The organism is Streptomyces sp. NPDC058231 (assembly GCF_042882275.1).
Taxonomy (GTDB): Bacteria; Actinomycetota; Actinomycetes; order Streptomycetales; family Streptomycetaceae; genus Streptomyces.
This window is the reverse complement of the sequence record NZ_JBHVWN010000002.1, coordinates 280,576-295,528: the sequence shown is the minus strand read 5'-3', so window position 1 is coordinate 295,528 and position 14,953 is coordinate 280,576. Positions and strand designations below refer to the sequence as shown.

5 protein-coding genes, 1 tRNA gene, 2 rRNA genes and 1 pseudogene are annotated in these 14,953 nt (G+C 68.5%); 7 read left to right on the top strand and 2 right to left on the bottom strand.

Translation table 11 applies throughout. The features are described from left to right. The 3 genes from ACFVXE_RS02780 to ACFVXE_RS02770 form a co-directional block, all read left to right on the top strand. A 23S ribosomal RNA gene (locus ACFVXE_RS02780) occupies window positions 1-73 on the top strand; the annotation flags it as partial. Between the two features lie 79 nt (window positions 74-152). After that, a 5S ribosomal RNA gene (gene rrf, locus ACFVXE_RS02775) occupies window positions 153-269 on the top strand. 197 nt (window positions 270-466) lie between these two features. After that, window positions 467-539: transfer RNA gene (locus ACFVXE_RS02770), tRNA-Thr, on the top strand. A gap of 43 nt (window positions 540-582) precedes the next feature. Here the strand turns inward: ACFVXE_RS02770 and ACFVXE_RS02765 are convergent. Together ACFVXE_RS02765 and ACFVXE_RS02760 are read right to left on the bottom strand one after the other, a co-directional pair. Further along, window positions 583-1,488, bottom strand: a complete 906-nt coding sequence (locus ACFVXE_RS02765) for an oxidoreductase (RefSeq protein ID WP_389668489.1) — start codon at window positions 1,486-1,488, stop codon at window positions 583-585. A 41-nt stretch (window positions 1,489-1,529) separates the two neighbouring features. Continuing rightward, window positions 1,530-4,145: a SpoIIE family protein phosphatase gene (locus ACFVXE_RS02760; protein ID WP_389668487.1), complete on the bottom strand. Its 2,616-nt coding sequence runs from the start codon at window positions 4,143-4,145 to the stop codon at window positions 1,530-1,532. Between the two features lie 413 nt (window positions 4,146-4,558). Here ACFVXE_RS02760 and ACFVXE_RS02755 point away from each other — a divergent pair, with 413 nt between their 5' ends. The 4 genes and pseudogenes from ACFVXE_RS02755 to ACFVXE_RS02740 all read left to right on the top strand — a co-directional run bounded on the left by ACFVXE_RS02755 (window position 4,559) and on the right by ACFVXE_RS02740 (window position 14,891). Continuing rightward, complete coding sequence (locus tag ACFVXE_RS02755; protein ID WP_389668486.1) at window positions 4,559-10,003, top strand: HAMP domain-containing protein; 5,445 nt, start codon at window positions 4,559-4,561, stop codon at window positions 10,001-10,003. 244 nt (window positions 10,004-10,247) lie between these two features. Then, on the top strand, window positions 10,248-10,925 hold the full coding sequence (locus ACFVXE_RS02750) for a two-component system response regulator (protein ID WP_389668485.1): 678 nt from the start codon (window positions 10,248-10,250) through the stop codon (window positions 10,923-10,925). A gap of 112 nt (window positions 10,926-11,037) precedes the next feature. Further along, window positions 11,038-13,886 (top strand): annotated as a pseudogene (locus ACFVXE_RS02745) (DNA translocase FtsK). Window positions 13,887-14,090: 204 nt separating this feature from the next. Continuing rightward, a complete protein-coding gene (locus tag ACFVXE_RS02740) occupies window positions 14,091-14,891 on the top strand; it encodes a helix-turn-helix domain-containing protein (RefSeq protein WP_389668483.1) in 801 nt (266 codons plus the stop codon). Window positions 14,892-14,953 lie beyond the last annotated feature (62 nt).

Here is a 14,953-nt window from a genome sequence, read left to right as displayed (position 1 = left end):
GTTGATAGGCCAGATGTGGAAGCCCGGTAACGGGTGGAGCTGACTGGTACTAATAGGCCGAGGGCTTGTCCTCAGTTGCTCGCGTCCACTGTGTTAGTTCTGAAATAACGAACGGCCGTGTTTTTGCCCGGTGTTGGTTAATTTCATAGTGTTTCGGTGGTCATTGCGTTAGGGAAACGCCCGGTTACATTCCGAACCCGGAAGCTAAGCCTTTCAGCGCCGATGGTACTGCAGGGGGGACCCTGTGGGAGAGTAGGACGCCGCCGAACAATTATTCCGGGAAAGCCCCGCACCTCTGGTGCGGGGCTTTTCTGCGTTCACCGTACGGTCGCGTGTGCCCGGCTCCGTGGTCGCGTGGATGACGCCCGGTCGCGAGCTGTGGCCGGCCTTCATGACACCCGTCGCAGGCGGTTATGCATATCCACAGGTTCGGGGTATGCTTTACCTCGTTGCCACAGCGCAGCAGGCCCCAATAGCTCAGTCGGTAGAGCGTCTCCATGGTAAGGAGAAGGTCTACGGTTCGATTCCGTATTGGGGCTCGGTAATGCGAAAGGCCCCCGCCAGCGGCGGGGGCCTTTCGCATTAGCTGGGGAGTGAATCCAGACGGGCTGTTTCGTCAGCCGTGAGGCGCAGCGCGCCGGCGGCCACGTTCTCCACGAGGTGGTCCGGATTACCGGTGCCCGGGATCGCCAGCACATGCGGGCCCTGATGCAGCGTCCACGCCAGCCTGATCTGTGAGACCGTCGCGCCGTGCGCGCCGGCGACGGCCGTCAGTACTTCGTCGTCGCCGCTGACGGCGGCACCGGCGCCCTGCTCGCGCCCCTCGCCGGCGATGGCGAAGAACGGGACGAACGCGATGCCCTGCTCCCCGCACACCCGCAGGATGTCGTCCGCGTCCGCGGACCGGGACTGAAGCCCGTAGCGGTTCTGTACACAGACCACCGGTGCGACGGACCGCGCCTCGGCGAGGCCGTCACCGGTGACGTTGGAGATACCGAGGTGACGGATGAGGCCGGCGTCGCGGAGCTCGGCCAGCGCGCCGAAGTGCTCTGCGACCGAATCCTGGCCCATGAGGCGCAGGTTGACCACGTCGAGGTGGTCACGGCCCAACTGGCGCAGATTCTCCTCCACCTGGCCACGCAGCTCCTCAGGCCGGGCAGGAGGCTGCCACGCGCCCGACGGATCCCGTACCGGGCCCACCTTGGTGGTGATGACCAGATCCTTGGGATACGGAGCCAGCGCGCGGTTGATCAGCTCATTGGCCGAACGCAGCGAGGAGAAGTAGAACGCGGCCGTGTCGATGTGGTTCACACCGAGTTCGATCGCACGCCGGAGCACGCTGATCGACCGTTCCCGGTCGCTCGGCGTGCCGAGATGGAACGCGGCACTGCCGGTCAGCCGCATCGCACCGAAGCCGACGCGGTTGACCGTCAGGTCGCCCAGCTGCCAAGTACCCGCGGCATCCGCGGTGATCGTTTCTGAGGACATGGGCCGGAGTCTGCCAGAGGCAGCAGACCGGTGAAGTGTGCTCAGACAGCGGGCGGTTCGGGGACCCGCATGGCCAGGATGGCCATGTCGTCGGAGGCGGGATCGGCGGCGAAGCGTTCGACCGCCCGCAGCACACGGCCCGCCACGGCCCCGGCCGTCAGGCCCGTGCAGGTGGTCAGCACGTCGGCCAGGCCGTCGTCGCCGAGCATGCGCGTTCCCTCGCGGCGCTCCGTGACACCGTCGGTCACACAGAGCAGCACATCGCCCGGATCCAGGGTCACCGTCTGCTCGTAGAGTTCGAGGTCCTCGATGACACCCAGCAGCGGCTGCGGTTCGGCGGCCGCCTCGACGGTGCCGTCCTGGCGCAGACGCAGCGGCAGCGGATGCCCGGCGCACACCACCTTCAGCAGCGCGCTGCCGTCCTCCTGCGGCCACAGCTCGCCGTAGAGCAGCGTGAGGAAGCGGCTGCGGGCGCCCTCGTCCAGGATCGCGGCGTTGAGCCGTTCCAGGACGGCGGGACCGCCGAAGCCCTCACGGGCGAGCAGACGCAGCGCGTGACGGGCCAGGCCTGTGACCGCCGCGGCCTCCGGACCCGTACCGCAGACGTCACCGATGGCGAAGCCGTAGGCACCGTCACGGATCGGGAAGACGTCGTAGAAGTCACCACCGACCTCGTTGCCTTCGCCCGCCGCCCGGTAGATGACCTCGATCTCCACATTGGGGACGTCCGGCAACCCCGGCGGCAGCAGGCTGCGCTGCAGGGACTGGCTGATCGCCATGCGCTCCGAGTACAGCCGCGCGTTGTCGAGCGCGAGGGCGGCGCGGCGGGAGAGGTCCTCGGCGAGTTCCAGGATCTCCTGACGGAAGTGGTCGTCGGACGGCTTGCCGAGCGTCAGCATGCCGATGACGCGGTTACGGGCGACGAGCGGAAGGACCACGGTCTCGCCGCCCACGGCGGCGGCAGTGGCCAGTGTCGTGCGGATACCGGAACCGGGACCGTCGGGTTCGTCGAAGCCGAGGCTGCGCATGGAGGCCCGCAGCGCCGCCTGATGGCCGGCCTCGGACGGGGCGCCCCAGACGCGGGCACCGGGAGTCGGAACCGGGTCCGGCGGGGCGATCGTGGAGAGCAGTGCCTTGAGGCCGTCGATGAGCTCCTCGTCCTCGTGGAGCACGTACGAGAGGTACGGCTCCGAGGACTGGTCGGCGATCGTGTAGACCGCGCACCAGGTGGCCAGGGTGGGTACCGTCATCTGGGCCATCAGAGCCAGGGTCTGATCGCGGTCGAGGGTGCCGGCGAGCAGGTCGGACGCCTCGACGAGGAAGGACAGGGAACCCCGGCGTAGGCGTTCGAGCTCGCCGAGCCGGGCCGATTCGACGGCCAGCGCGATCCGGTCCGCGGCGAACTGGAGGCGCAGCGCCTCTTCGTTGGTGTACCGCCCGGGCGTCTCCGCCGCGACGCCCAGTGAGCCGGTGAGCCGGCCCTCGACCTTCAGCGGGACCGTCACGACGGAGCGCATACCGGTGTCACTGAGCAGCGGGACGGCTCCGGGGACGACCGAGAGGTCCTCGTGGACGGCGGGCATCCGGGCGGAGCCGTACCGGCCTGTCCCCGCCTCGACGGGCACGCGGGCGAAGCGCTGGCGGGCTGACGGCAGGCCGGTCGTGGCCCGTACCTCCAGCTCGGTCTCGTCGTCCGTGGCCAGCAGAAGGAAGGCCGAATCGGCGTCGAGCATGTCGCGGGCCCGCTCCACGGTGCGCTGGAGCAGTCCGTCGAGGTCGTCGGGGGCCGGGGAGCCGATGAAGACCTCGAAGGGGTCCGTCGTGCGGCTCTCGGACCCGGCGTCCGAGACCGGTGTCCGGACGGGGGACTGCAGTACGGCGCGCTCGTAGTCGCGGACCAGCAGGCAGACCGTCGACGGGTCGCCCTGGGTGTCCCGGACCCTGAGGTGCGACGCGTAGACGGGGATGGTGCGGCCGTCGCCGCCCCGGATGCCGTAGCTGCCCTCCCAGCGGGAGAGCCGGAGCGCGTCGGCGATGCCGGTGTTGGTGCCCGGGGTGTGTGGCCAGGCCACGAAGTCGGTGAGCTGCTTCCCGGTCACCTGCTCCGCGCTGTGGCCGAACAGGAACGCTGCGTCGTCGTTCCATGCGGCGATGGAACCGGAGCTGTCGATCTGGACCACGGCGACCCGGACGCGCTCGTCGGCCACCGGGAGGAGGTCGGTGGGGAGCAGGGGGCCCGCGGAACGGATGCCCACCGGGCGCTCGGGGAGATCGAGCTGGAACCAGACGTGTTTGTGCGTCGGGGTGTACTCGACGCCCCACCGGGCGGCGAGCGCGGAACAGAGCAGCAGGCCACGGCCGCTTTCACGGTCCGGGCTGCCGAAGTCCAGACGGCTGGTCTGGAGCGGGATCTCGCGTTCCGGGTAGTGGTCGGAGATCTCGACCCGCACACCGTCCTCGGTGCGCAGGCACAGCACGTCGGCGGCGGTCCCCGCGTGCACCACGGCGTTGGTGACGAGTTCGCTGGTGAGGACGACCGCGTCGTCGACGACGTCCGTGTACCCCCAGCCCTGCAGGGTGTCGCGGACAAAGGCGCGGGCGGTCGCGACCGAGCGCCCGACCGGGTCGAAGGTGGCAGCCGCGCGCGCGGTGATCACAGCACTCCCCATATGGTGTCTCGTCGCTTCCCCGAGTCCTGTGCCCGTTTATCGCCGCTTCGATTCGTCAGCCAGGCTAGACGCTCGGTCCGGGTCCCGGGTACACGAGGGCCGACTTCGGGCACGTCCGACCAGGAAGCGCCGTACGGCCCGACAAGTGTGGTCCTCCCAACGGAGAGATGTGGGAGAACCGTTGGAGGTTTCACCACGATCAGTTCCGGCCTGGTACGTTTCAACGATTTGACGTCCACATGGTCACCCGTCGACGGTGGACCGTGGCGGTGAGCCAATGTGGAACTGGGCAAGCTCCCAGATAAGACCCGAGCGATACGGTCAACCCCTGCGGGAGGGACACGGTGGAGTCTGGCGTGGCGGCGCGGGGATCAGGCACGCGCACTAAAGGCGGACAGCCCGTGAAGAATCAGCGCAATGGAACCATCGATGTGGACGCCGCGGCGCTCAACAGACTGCTCGCGGGCCTGGTGGCGATGCGCGACGGGAACTTCCGCCGGCGGCTGACCGTCTCGGGCGACGGTGTCATGGCGGAGATCGCGGCGGTCTTCAACGAGGTCGCCGACCGGAATGTCCATCTCACCGGCGAGCTGGCACGTGTACGTCGCGTGGTCGGGCGTGAGGGAAAGCTCACCGAGCGTCTGGAGACAGGGGCTTGCGAGGGCTCCTGGGCCGCCGCCATCGATGCCTCGAACGAACTGGTCGACGACCTGGCGCGGCCGGTGTCCGAGGTCGGGCGGGTGCTGTCGGCGGTCGCCGACGGTGATCTGGAACAGCGGATGGAGCTGCGGTCGCACACCGCGGACGAGACCGTACGTCCGCTGCGCGGCGAGTTCCTGAAGGTCGCCCGAACGGTCAACAACCTGGTCGACCAGTTGTCGGCGTTCACCGAGCAGGTGACGCGGGTCGCGGTCGAGGTGGGTACCGAGGGCAAGCTGGGCGGGCAGGCCCAGGTGCGCGGAATGTCCGGTTCCTGGAAGGACCTGACGGACTCCGTCAACACCATGGCGTACCGGCTGACCGCACAGGTGCGGGACATCGCCCTGGTGACGACGGCGGTCGCCAAGGGCGATCTGTCGCGGAAGGTCACCGTCCATGTGGCCGGCGAGATGCTGCAGCTGAAGAACACCGTCAACACCATGGTCGACCAGCTGTCGTCGTTCTCCTCCGAGGTGACGCGGGTCGCCCGTGAGGTCGGCACGGAGGGCGAACTGGGCGGGCAGGCGACTGTGCCCGGTGTGGCCGGGGTGTGGAAGGACCTCACCGACTCCGTCAACACCATGGCCGGCAACCTCACCTCCCAGGTGCGCGGGATCGCCGAGGTGACGACGGCGGTCGCCAGTGGCGATCTGTCGCAGAAGGTCACGGTGAGCGCCCGCGGTGAGGTGGCACAGCTCGCCGAGACCATCAACCAGATGACCGAGACACTGCGGACCTTCGCGGACGAAGTGACGCGGGTGGCCAGCGAGGTCGGTGGTGAGGGACTGCTCGGCGGGCAGGCGCAGGTGCCCGGTGCGGCGGGTACCTGGAAGGACCTCACCGACTCGGTGAACACGGTCTTCCGGAACCTCACGACGCAGGTACGGGACATCGCGCAGGTGACCACGGCGGTGGCCAGCGGTGACATGACGCAGAAGGTCACCGTCGACGTGGCCGGCGAGATGCTGGAGCTGAAGAACACCGTCAACACGATGGTGGACCAGCTCCAGTCCTTCGGTTCGGAGGTGACCCGGGTCGCCCGGGAGGTCGGCGTCGAGGGTCGGCTGGGCGGGCAGGCCGAGGTGCCGGGCGCGGCGGGGACGTGGAAGGACCTCACGGACTCGGTGAACACGGCGTTCCGGAACCTGACGGGTCAGGTGCGGGACATCGCGCAGGTGACGACCGCGGTCGCGAACGGTGATCTGTCGCAGAAGGTCACGGTCGATGTGGCCGGCGAGATGCTGGAGCTGAAGAACACCGTCAACACGATGGTGGCGCAGCTGTCGTCCTTCGCCGACCAGGTCACGCGGATGGCGCGTGACGTGGGCACGGAGGGCCGGCTCGGCGGCCAGGCGCGGGTCGACGGTGTCTCCGGTACCTGGAAGGAGCTCACCGACTCCGTCAACTTCATGGCGGGGAACCTGACCTCCCAGGTGCGCCAGATCGCGCAGGTGACGACGGCGGTCGCCCGGGGCGACCTGTCGCAGAAGATCGACGTGGACGCGCGCGGCGAGATCCTGGAGCTGAAGAACACCATCAACACGATGGTCGACCAGCTCTCCGCCTTCGCCGAGCAGGTGACCCGGGTGGCCCGCGAGGTGGGCACGGACGGGCGGCTCGGCGGGCAGGCGCAGGTGCCCGGCGTGGCCGGGGTGTGGCGCGATCTGACCGACTCGGTGAACGGCATGGCGGGGAACCTCACCGCCCAGGTCCGTAACATCGCGCAGGTCGCCACGGCGGTGGCGCGCGGTGACCTGTCGCAGAAGATCGACGTGGACGCGCGCGGCGAGATCCTGGAGCTGAAGAACACCCTCAACACGATGGTCGACCAGCTCTCCAACTTCGCCGAGCAGGTGACCCGGGTGGCCCGCGAGGTGGGCACGGAAGGCATCCTGGGCGGTCAGGCCGAGGTCCAGGGCGTGTCCGGTACGTGGAAGGACCTCACCCAGTCCGTCAACGGCATGGCCAACAACCTGACGATGCAGGTCCGCAACATCGCCGAGGTCACCACCGCGGTGGCCAAGGGCGATCTGTCGAAGAAGATCACCGTCGACGCCAAGGGCGAGATCCTCGAACTGGTCACGACCGTCAACACGATGGTCGACCAGCTGATGAACTTCGGTGACGAAGTGACGCGGGTGGCCCGGGAGGTGGGTACCGAGGGCATCCTGGGCGGCCAGGCCCGGGTGCGTGGCGCGACGGGTATCTGGAAGGACCTCAGCGAGAACGTCAACCTGATGGCCAACAACCTGACCAGTCAGGTGCGGAACATCTCCCGGGTCTCCTCGGCGGTCGCCAACGGCGATCTGACGAAGAAGGTCACCGTGGAGGCCCGCGGCGAGGTCGCGGAACTCGCCGACACCGTCAACACCATGGTGACGACGCTGTCCTCGTTCGCCGACGAGGTGACGCGAGTCGCCCGCGAGGTGGGTACCGAGGGCGAGCTGGGCGGTCAGGCCCGGGTGCCGGGGGTCTCCGGAACGTGGAAGGACCTCACCGAGTCGGTGAACTCGATGGCCTCCAACCTGACCGGACAGGTGCGCCAGATCGCCACGGTCACCACCGCCATCGCCAAGGGCGATCTCACCAAGAAGATCGACATCGATGCGCGCGGCGAGATCCTGGAGCTGAAGAACACCATCAACACGATGGTCGACCAGTTGTCGTCCTTCGCCGATCAGGTGACCCGGGTGGCCCGCGAGGTGGGTACCGAGGGGCAGCTGGGCGGCCAGGCACGGGTCCGTGACGTCGACGGCACCTGGCGCGATCTCACCGAGTCGGTGAACGAGATGGCCGGGAACCTGACCCGTCAGGTGCGGGCCATCGCGGCCGTTGCCACCGCGGTGACCCGCGGTGACCTCAACCTCAAGATCGATGTGGACGCGGCCGGCGAGATCCAGGCGCTGCAGGACAACATCAATACGATGATCGCCAACCTGCGGGACACCACGGCCACCAACAAGGAACAGGACTGGCTCAAGGGCAACCTCGCCCGTATCTCCGGTCTGATGCAGGGGCGCCGGGACCTCGACGACGTCGCCTCGCTGATCATGAGCGAGCTGACCCCGGTCGTCTCGGCGCAGCACGGCGCGTTCTTCCTGGCGATGCCGACCGGTGACACCGACACGGTGGGGGCCGACGCCGACAAGGAGAGCGCGTACGTGCTCCGGATGCGGGGCAGCTACGGCTACTCCGCGGGGTCGATGCCGACCTCGTTCCGCCCCGGCGAGACACTCATCGGCACGGCGGCGGAGGAGAAGCGGACGATCCAGGTGGACAACGTGCCGCCGGGCTATCTGAAGATCTCCTCGGGGCTCGGGGAGGCACCGCCGGCGCATGTGGTCGTGCTTCCGGTGCTCTTCGAGGGGCAGGTACTCGGCGTGATCGAGCTGGCGTCGTTCCAGCCGTTCACCCACATCCAGCGGGACTTCCTCAACCAGCTCGCCGAGATGATCGCGACGAGCGTCAACACCATCAGCGTCAACACCAAGACGGAGAAGCTCCTTGAGCAGTCGCAGGAGCTGACCGAGCAGCTGCGCGACCGTTCGGAGGAGCTGGAGAACCGGCAGAAGGCGCTTCAGGCGTCCAACGCCGAACTGGAGGAGAAGGCCGAGCTGCTGGCCCAGCAGAACCGCGACATCGAGGTGAAGAACACCGAGATCGAGGAGGCGCGGCAGGTCCTGGAGGAGCGCGCCGAGCAGCTCGCGGTCTCGATGCGCTACAAGTCGGAGTTCCTGGCCAACATGTCGCACGAGCTGCGGACGCCGCTCAACTCGCTGCTCATCCTGGCCAAGCTGCTGGCCGACAACGCCGAGGGCAATCTCTCGCCGAAGCAGGTGGAGTTCGCCGAGACGATCCACGGAGCCGGCTCCGATCTGCTGCAGCTGATCAACGACATCCTCGATCTGTCGAAGGTCGAGGCGGGCAAGATGGACGTCAGCCCGACCCGGATCGCGCTGGTCCAGCTGGTCGACTACGTGGAGGCCACGTTCCGGCCGCTGACCGCGGAGAAGGGGCTCGACTTCTCCGTACGGGTGTCGCCGGAGCTTCCGGCGACACTGCACACGGACGAGCAGCGGCTGCTCCAGGTGCTGCGCAACCTCCTTTCCAACGCGGTGAAGTTCACCGACAGCGGCGCCGTCGAGCTGGTGATCCGGCACGCCAGCGCGGATGTGCCGAACGCCATCCGTGAACAGCTTCTCGAGGCCGGTTCGCTCCGTGACGCGGACGCCGACCTGATCGCGTTCTCGGTCACCGACACCGGAATCGGGATCGCGTCCAGCAAGATGCTGGTGATCTTCGAGGCGTTCAAGCAGGCGGACGGTACGACCAGCCGCAAGTACGGCGGCACGGGGCTCGGCCTCTCGATCAGCCGGGAGATCGCGCGGCTGCTGGGCGGTGAGATCCACGCGTCGAGCGAGCCGGGCCGTGGTTCGACCTTCACGCTGTACCTTCCGCTGCACCCCAGCGAGCTGCCGCCGCAGGGCTACCCGCAGATCGGCCCCGGCCCCGTCGAGCTGCACGGTGCCGTGATCGACGACGCTCTGATCACGGAGGCGGGTTCGGGCGCGACGCTGCACGATCCGGCCGGTTCCGCAGGGCTGTTCCGGCGGCGGCGCAAGGCGCTCGGCGGGGCGGAGCGGCGGCACGCGTTGCCGTCGAGGAGCGCCACGCCCACCGGGCCTGCCGCAGCACCGGCCCAGGAGTCGCTGTCGCAGGGCCGGGCGCAGGCCGGCCAGGAGGAGCCCGAGCCCCGCAGGGTCTTCCGGTTCAACGGCGAGAAGGTCCTCATCGTCGACGACGACATCCGTAACGTCTTCGCGCTCACCAGCGTGCTGGAGCAGCACGGACTGTCGGTGCTGTACGCGGAGAACGGACGCGAGGGCATCGAGGTCCTGGAGCAGCACGACGACGTGACCGTGGTCCTGATGGACATCATGATGCCGGAGATGGACGGCTACGCGACGACGACGGCGATCCGCAGGATGCCGCAGTTCGCCGGGCTGCCCATCATCGCGCTGACCGCGAAGGCGATGAAGGGCGACCGGGAGAAGGCCATCGACTCCGGCGCGTCCGACTATGTCACCAAGCCCGCCGACCCCGATCATCTGCTCTCCGTCATGGAGCAGTGGATGCGCGGAGAGTGATCATCCATCGAGCGAATGACGATAAGTTGCTGATCGACTCTGCTCGAAGGGGTGTGAGAACGCGGTGGGCGGGGAACCTTCTGGTCTCCCACCGCGTTTCCGGTACGTGCACAGTGACATCGCGGTGACAGGGTGTGGTGACGGGCGGGGTGCGGCTACCATGACCGGCACAAGGACGGACGGCGTAAGGGAGTCGTCCCCTGGGGCGGCGCCCGGTGCGATTCCGGGGCGAGGAGGACGGGCCATGGTGCAGAAGGCCAAGATCCTCCTGGTCGATGACCGGCCGGAGAATCTGCTGGCGCTGGAGGCCATCCTCTCTGCGCTCGATCAGACGCTGGTACGGGCATCGTCAGGGGAGGAAGCGCTCAAAGCGCTGCTCACGGACGACTTTGCGGTCATTCTGCTGGACGTCCAGATGCCAGGAATGGACGGTTTCGAGACCGCCGCGCACATCAAGCGGCGGGAACGGACCCGGGACATCCCGATCATTTTCCTGACCGCGATCAACCACGGTCCGCACCACACCTTCCGCGGTTACGCGGCGGGCGCGGTGGACTACATCTCGAAGCCGTTCGACCCCTGGGTGCTGCGCGCCAAGGTGTCGGTCTTCGTCGAGCTGTACATGAAGAACTGCCAGCTGCGTGAGCAGGCGGCGCTGCTTCGGCTGCAGCTGGAGGGCAACGGCCACCCGGGCGTGGAGCAGGAGAAGGAGCCTGCCGGTCTGCTGGCCGAGCTCTCGGCACGCCTCGCGGCCGTCGAGGAGCAGGCGGAAGCTCTCTCCAAGCAGCTCGACGACGAGTCGGCGGACGCCGCGGCGGTGGCCACCGCCGCCCATCTCGAGCGGAAACTGACCGGACTGCGGCGCGCTCTGGACGCCCTGGAGCCCGGCACCGGAGGCGGCCCGGCAGTGATTCCCTCCTAGCGTCTCCCCTCGCGGAACTCCCCTGCCGGGGAACAGGCTTCGAGGGGCGCCGCCCAGCCGGTGTCCGGTGAGTGCTCGTCAGTTTCGGGCCCCCGCACGGCGACACGGTCGGGTGAACCAGGAGGGGCACGTGTTCACGGCGGCCAACACCGGTAACCTCGGCCCATGGCCTCACGTACGTCCGGCAAGGGTTCCCAGGGCACCGCGGGCACCGCGAAGCGCGTCGGCCGTACCGCGGGGCCGGCGAAGAAAGCCGTGCCTGCCGGCAAGACCGCCGCGAAGAAGTCCGCACCCGCGAAGAAGGCCCCGGCCAGGAAAGCGGTGGCGAAGAAGCCCGCCGCGGCCAGGCCCGCACCGTCACCCACCGGAGGCGTGTACCGGCTGGTCCGCGCCGTCTGGCTCGGCGCGGCCCACGCCGTCGGCGCGATGTTCCGCGGCATAGGGCGCGGCGCCAAGGGACTCGATCCCGCCCACCGCAAGGACGGCGTCGCTCTGCTGCTGCTCGGTCTCGCACTGGTCGTGGCGGCGGGCACCTGGTCGAATCTGCAAGGACCCGTCGGCGATCTCGTCGAGATGCTCGTCACCGGTGCCTTCGGCCGGCTCGACCTGCTCGTGCCGATACTGCTGGGCGCCATCGCCGTACGGCTGATCCTCTACCCGGAGAAGCCGGAGGCCAACGGCCGTATCGTCATCGGGCTCTCCGCCCTGGTCATCGGGGTTCTCGGACAGGTCCACATCGCGTGCGGATCGCCCGGCCGGGCGGACGGCGCCGAGGCGTTGCAGGACGCCGGCGGACTCATCGGCTGGGCGGCCTCCAAGCCGCTGGTCTTCACCATGGGCGAGGTCCTCGCCGTACCGCTGCTGCTCCTGCTCACCGTCTTCGGTCTGCTCGTCGTCACCGCGACCCCGGTGAACGCCATCCCGCAGCGGCTGCGACTGCTCGGCTCCAAGCTGGGGATCGTCGACCCGATGTACGACCCCGAGGCCGAGGACGAGAACGACGACGAGCGGTACGACGAGCAGTGGCGCGACGCACTGCCCGCCCGCTCGAGGCGTGCCTCCGTACGCCGCTCCGAGGTGCCCGAGGAGTACGACCCGGAGCAGGCGGAGGCCGAGGCGTTGTCCAAGCGCCGCAGGCCGCGCAGGCCGTCCGTGCAGCCCGCGATGAACCGCACCATGGACGCGGTGGATGTCGCGGCGGCCGCGGCCGCCGCGCTCGACGGCGCGGTGCTCAACGGCATGCCGCCCTCGCCGATCGTCGCCGACCTGACCCAGGGCGTCTCCGTCGAGAGGGACCGCGAGCGCTCGGTCACACCCCTCCCCGGAGCCCGGGGCGCGGAACCGGCCCGAGCGGCGGAACCGGACCGGACCGCGGAGAGGAGCCCGGCACCCTCCGGCGGCGTACCCGATCTGACGAAGCCCGCCCCCGCACCCTCGCAGTCCCCGTCGCTGCCCGCCCGCGCCGAGCAGCTCCAGCTGTCCGGCGACATCACGTACGCGCTGCCCTCGCTCGATCTGCTGGAACGCGGCGGACCGGGCAAGACCCGCAGCGCGGCCAACGACGTGATCGTCGCCGCCCTGACGAACGTCTTCACCGAGTTCAAGGTCGATGCCGCGGTCACCGGCTTCACCCGTGGACCGACGGTGACCCGGTACGAGGTGGAGATCGGGCCGGCCGTGAAGGTCGAGCGGATCACCGCGCTCGCGAAGAACATCGCGTATGCCGTCGCCAGCCCCGACGTCCGGATCATCTCCCCGATCCCGGGGAAGTCCGCCGTCGGCATCGAGATCCCCAACACCGACCGCGAGATGGTCAACCTCGGCGACGTGCTGCGTCTCGCGGACGCGGCGGAGGACGACCACCCGATGCTGGTCGCGCTCGGCAAGGACGTCGAGGGCGGCTATGTGATGGCCAACCTGGCGAAGATGCCGCATGTGCTGGTGGCCGGTGCGACCGGTTCCGGCAAGTCGTCCTGCATCAACTGCCTGATCACCTCGGTCATGGTGCGGGCGACCCCGGACGACGTACGGATGGTGCTGGTCGACCCCAAGCGCGTCGAGCTGACCGCGTACGAGGGCATCCCGCACCTGATCACGCCGATCATCACCAACCCCAAGCGGGCCGCCGAGGCTCTGCAGTGGGTCGTGCGGGAGATGGATCTGCGGTACGACGACCTCGCGGCGTTCGGGTACCGGCACATCGACGACTTCAACCAGGCCGTGCGCAACGGCAAGGTCAAACCGCCGGAGGGCAGCGAACGGGAGCTGTCCCCTTACCCCTACCTGCTGGTGATCGTCGACGAGCTCGCCGACCTGATGATGGTCGCCCCGCGCGATGTCGAGGACGCCATCGTCCGGATCACCCAGCTGGCGCGCGCCGCCGGTATCCACCTGGTCCTCGCGACCCAGCGGCCCTCGGTCGACGTCGTCACCGGCCTGATCAAGGCGAATGTGCCCTCCCGGCTCGCCTTCGCGACCTCGTCGCTCGCCGACAGCCGGGTCATCCTCGACCAGCCCGGCGCCGAGAAGCTCATCGGCAAGGGCGACGGGTTGTTCCTGCCGATGGGTGCCAACAAGCCGACCCGTATGCAGGGCGCCTTCGTCACCGAGGACGAGGTCGCGGCCGTCGTCCAGCACTGCAAGGATCAGATGGCGCCGGTCTTCCGCGAGGACGTCGTGGTCGGCACCGCCAGGAAGAAGGAGGTCGACGAGGACATCGGCGACGACCTCGATCTGCTCTGCCAGGCCGCCGAACTCGTCGTCTCGACCCAGTTCGGGTCCACCTCGATGCTCCAGCGCAAGCTGCGGGTCGGCTTCGCGAAGGCCGGCCGGCTGATGGACCTCATGGAGTCGCGGAACATCGTGGGCCCCAGCGAGGGGTCCAAGGCACGCGATGTCATGGTGAAACCGGACGAGCTGGACGGGGTGTTGGCACAGATTCGCGGGGAAAGCGGTTCGTAAGGGTTTGATGGGCAACCGTTTCGTCGGGTCGTACGTCAAGTTGAAGGGAGGGACGGCAGGATGTTCTTCCACGGGGCGGTCCGGATAACGGGACTGTGTTCGAATCTGATGGCGTACAAAGTCCTCCCTCCCGGTTGCCCCTCCCTTTCGTACCCCCCCTAGACTGAACATCCAGCAGGTGGCTCACGCTCGAAAGGCGCCCCCGTGTCCATCGGCAACTCCCCCGAAGACGACCGGCCTTCGATCGGTCGAGTGCTTCAGCAGGCTCGAATCGCCGCAGGTCTCACGGTCGAAGAGGTCAGCTCGTCCACCCGGGTGCGCATCCCCATCGTGCACGCGATCGAAGAGGACGACTTCTCCCGCTGCGGCGGCGACGTGTACGCCCGCGGCCACATCCGCACCCTGGCGCGTGCCGTCGGTCTCGATCCGGAACCGCTGGTTTCGCAGTACGACGCCGAGCACGGCGGCCGTCCCGCGCCCACGCCCGCAGCGCCTCTGTTCGAGGCCGAGCGGATCCGTTCCGAGCCGCGTCGGCCCAACTGGACCGCGGCCATGGTCGCGGCGATCGTCGTCGTCGTCGGTTTCGTCGGCTTCACCTTCTTCAAGGGGGGTGACGACGGCGGTACGACCACGCAGGTCGCGGAGGGCTCGACGCCCAACACGACCAGTCCCAAGCCGAAGCCGACCAAGCCCGCAGACCCCAAGCCCGTACCCTCCGACAGCGCCATCGCGGCCGCCCCGCGGGACAAGGTGACGGTCAAGCTCAGCGCCACTCAGGGCAAGAGCTGGATCTCGGCCAAGGACCACAACGGGCGGCAGCTCTTCGACGGACTGCTGTTGAAGGGCCAGTCCAAGACCTTCCAGGACAAGGAGCGTGTCGACCTCGTCCTCGGTGACGCCGGTTCGATCGAGCTCTTCGTGAACGGCAAGAAGGTCGAGGACAAGTTCCAGCCCGGTCAGGTCGAGCGCCTGACGTACACGAAGGGCGACCCCGAGGTCGGCTGACCGACAGCACTGCGTGACACGAGCGCCCGGCCTTCCCGCCGGGCGCTCGTCCCGTTGTCACT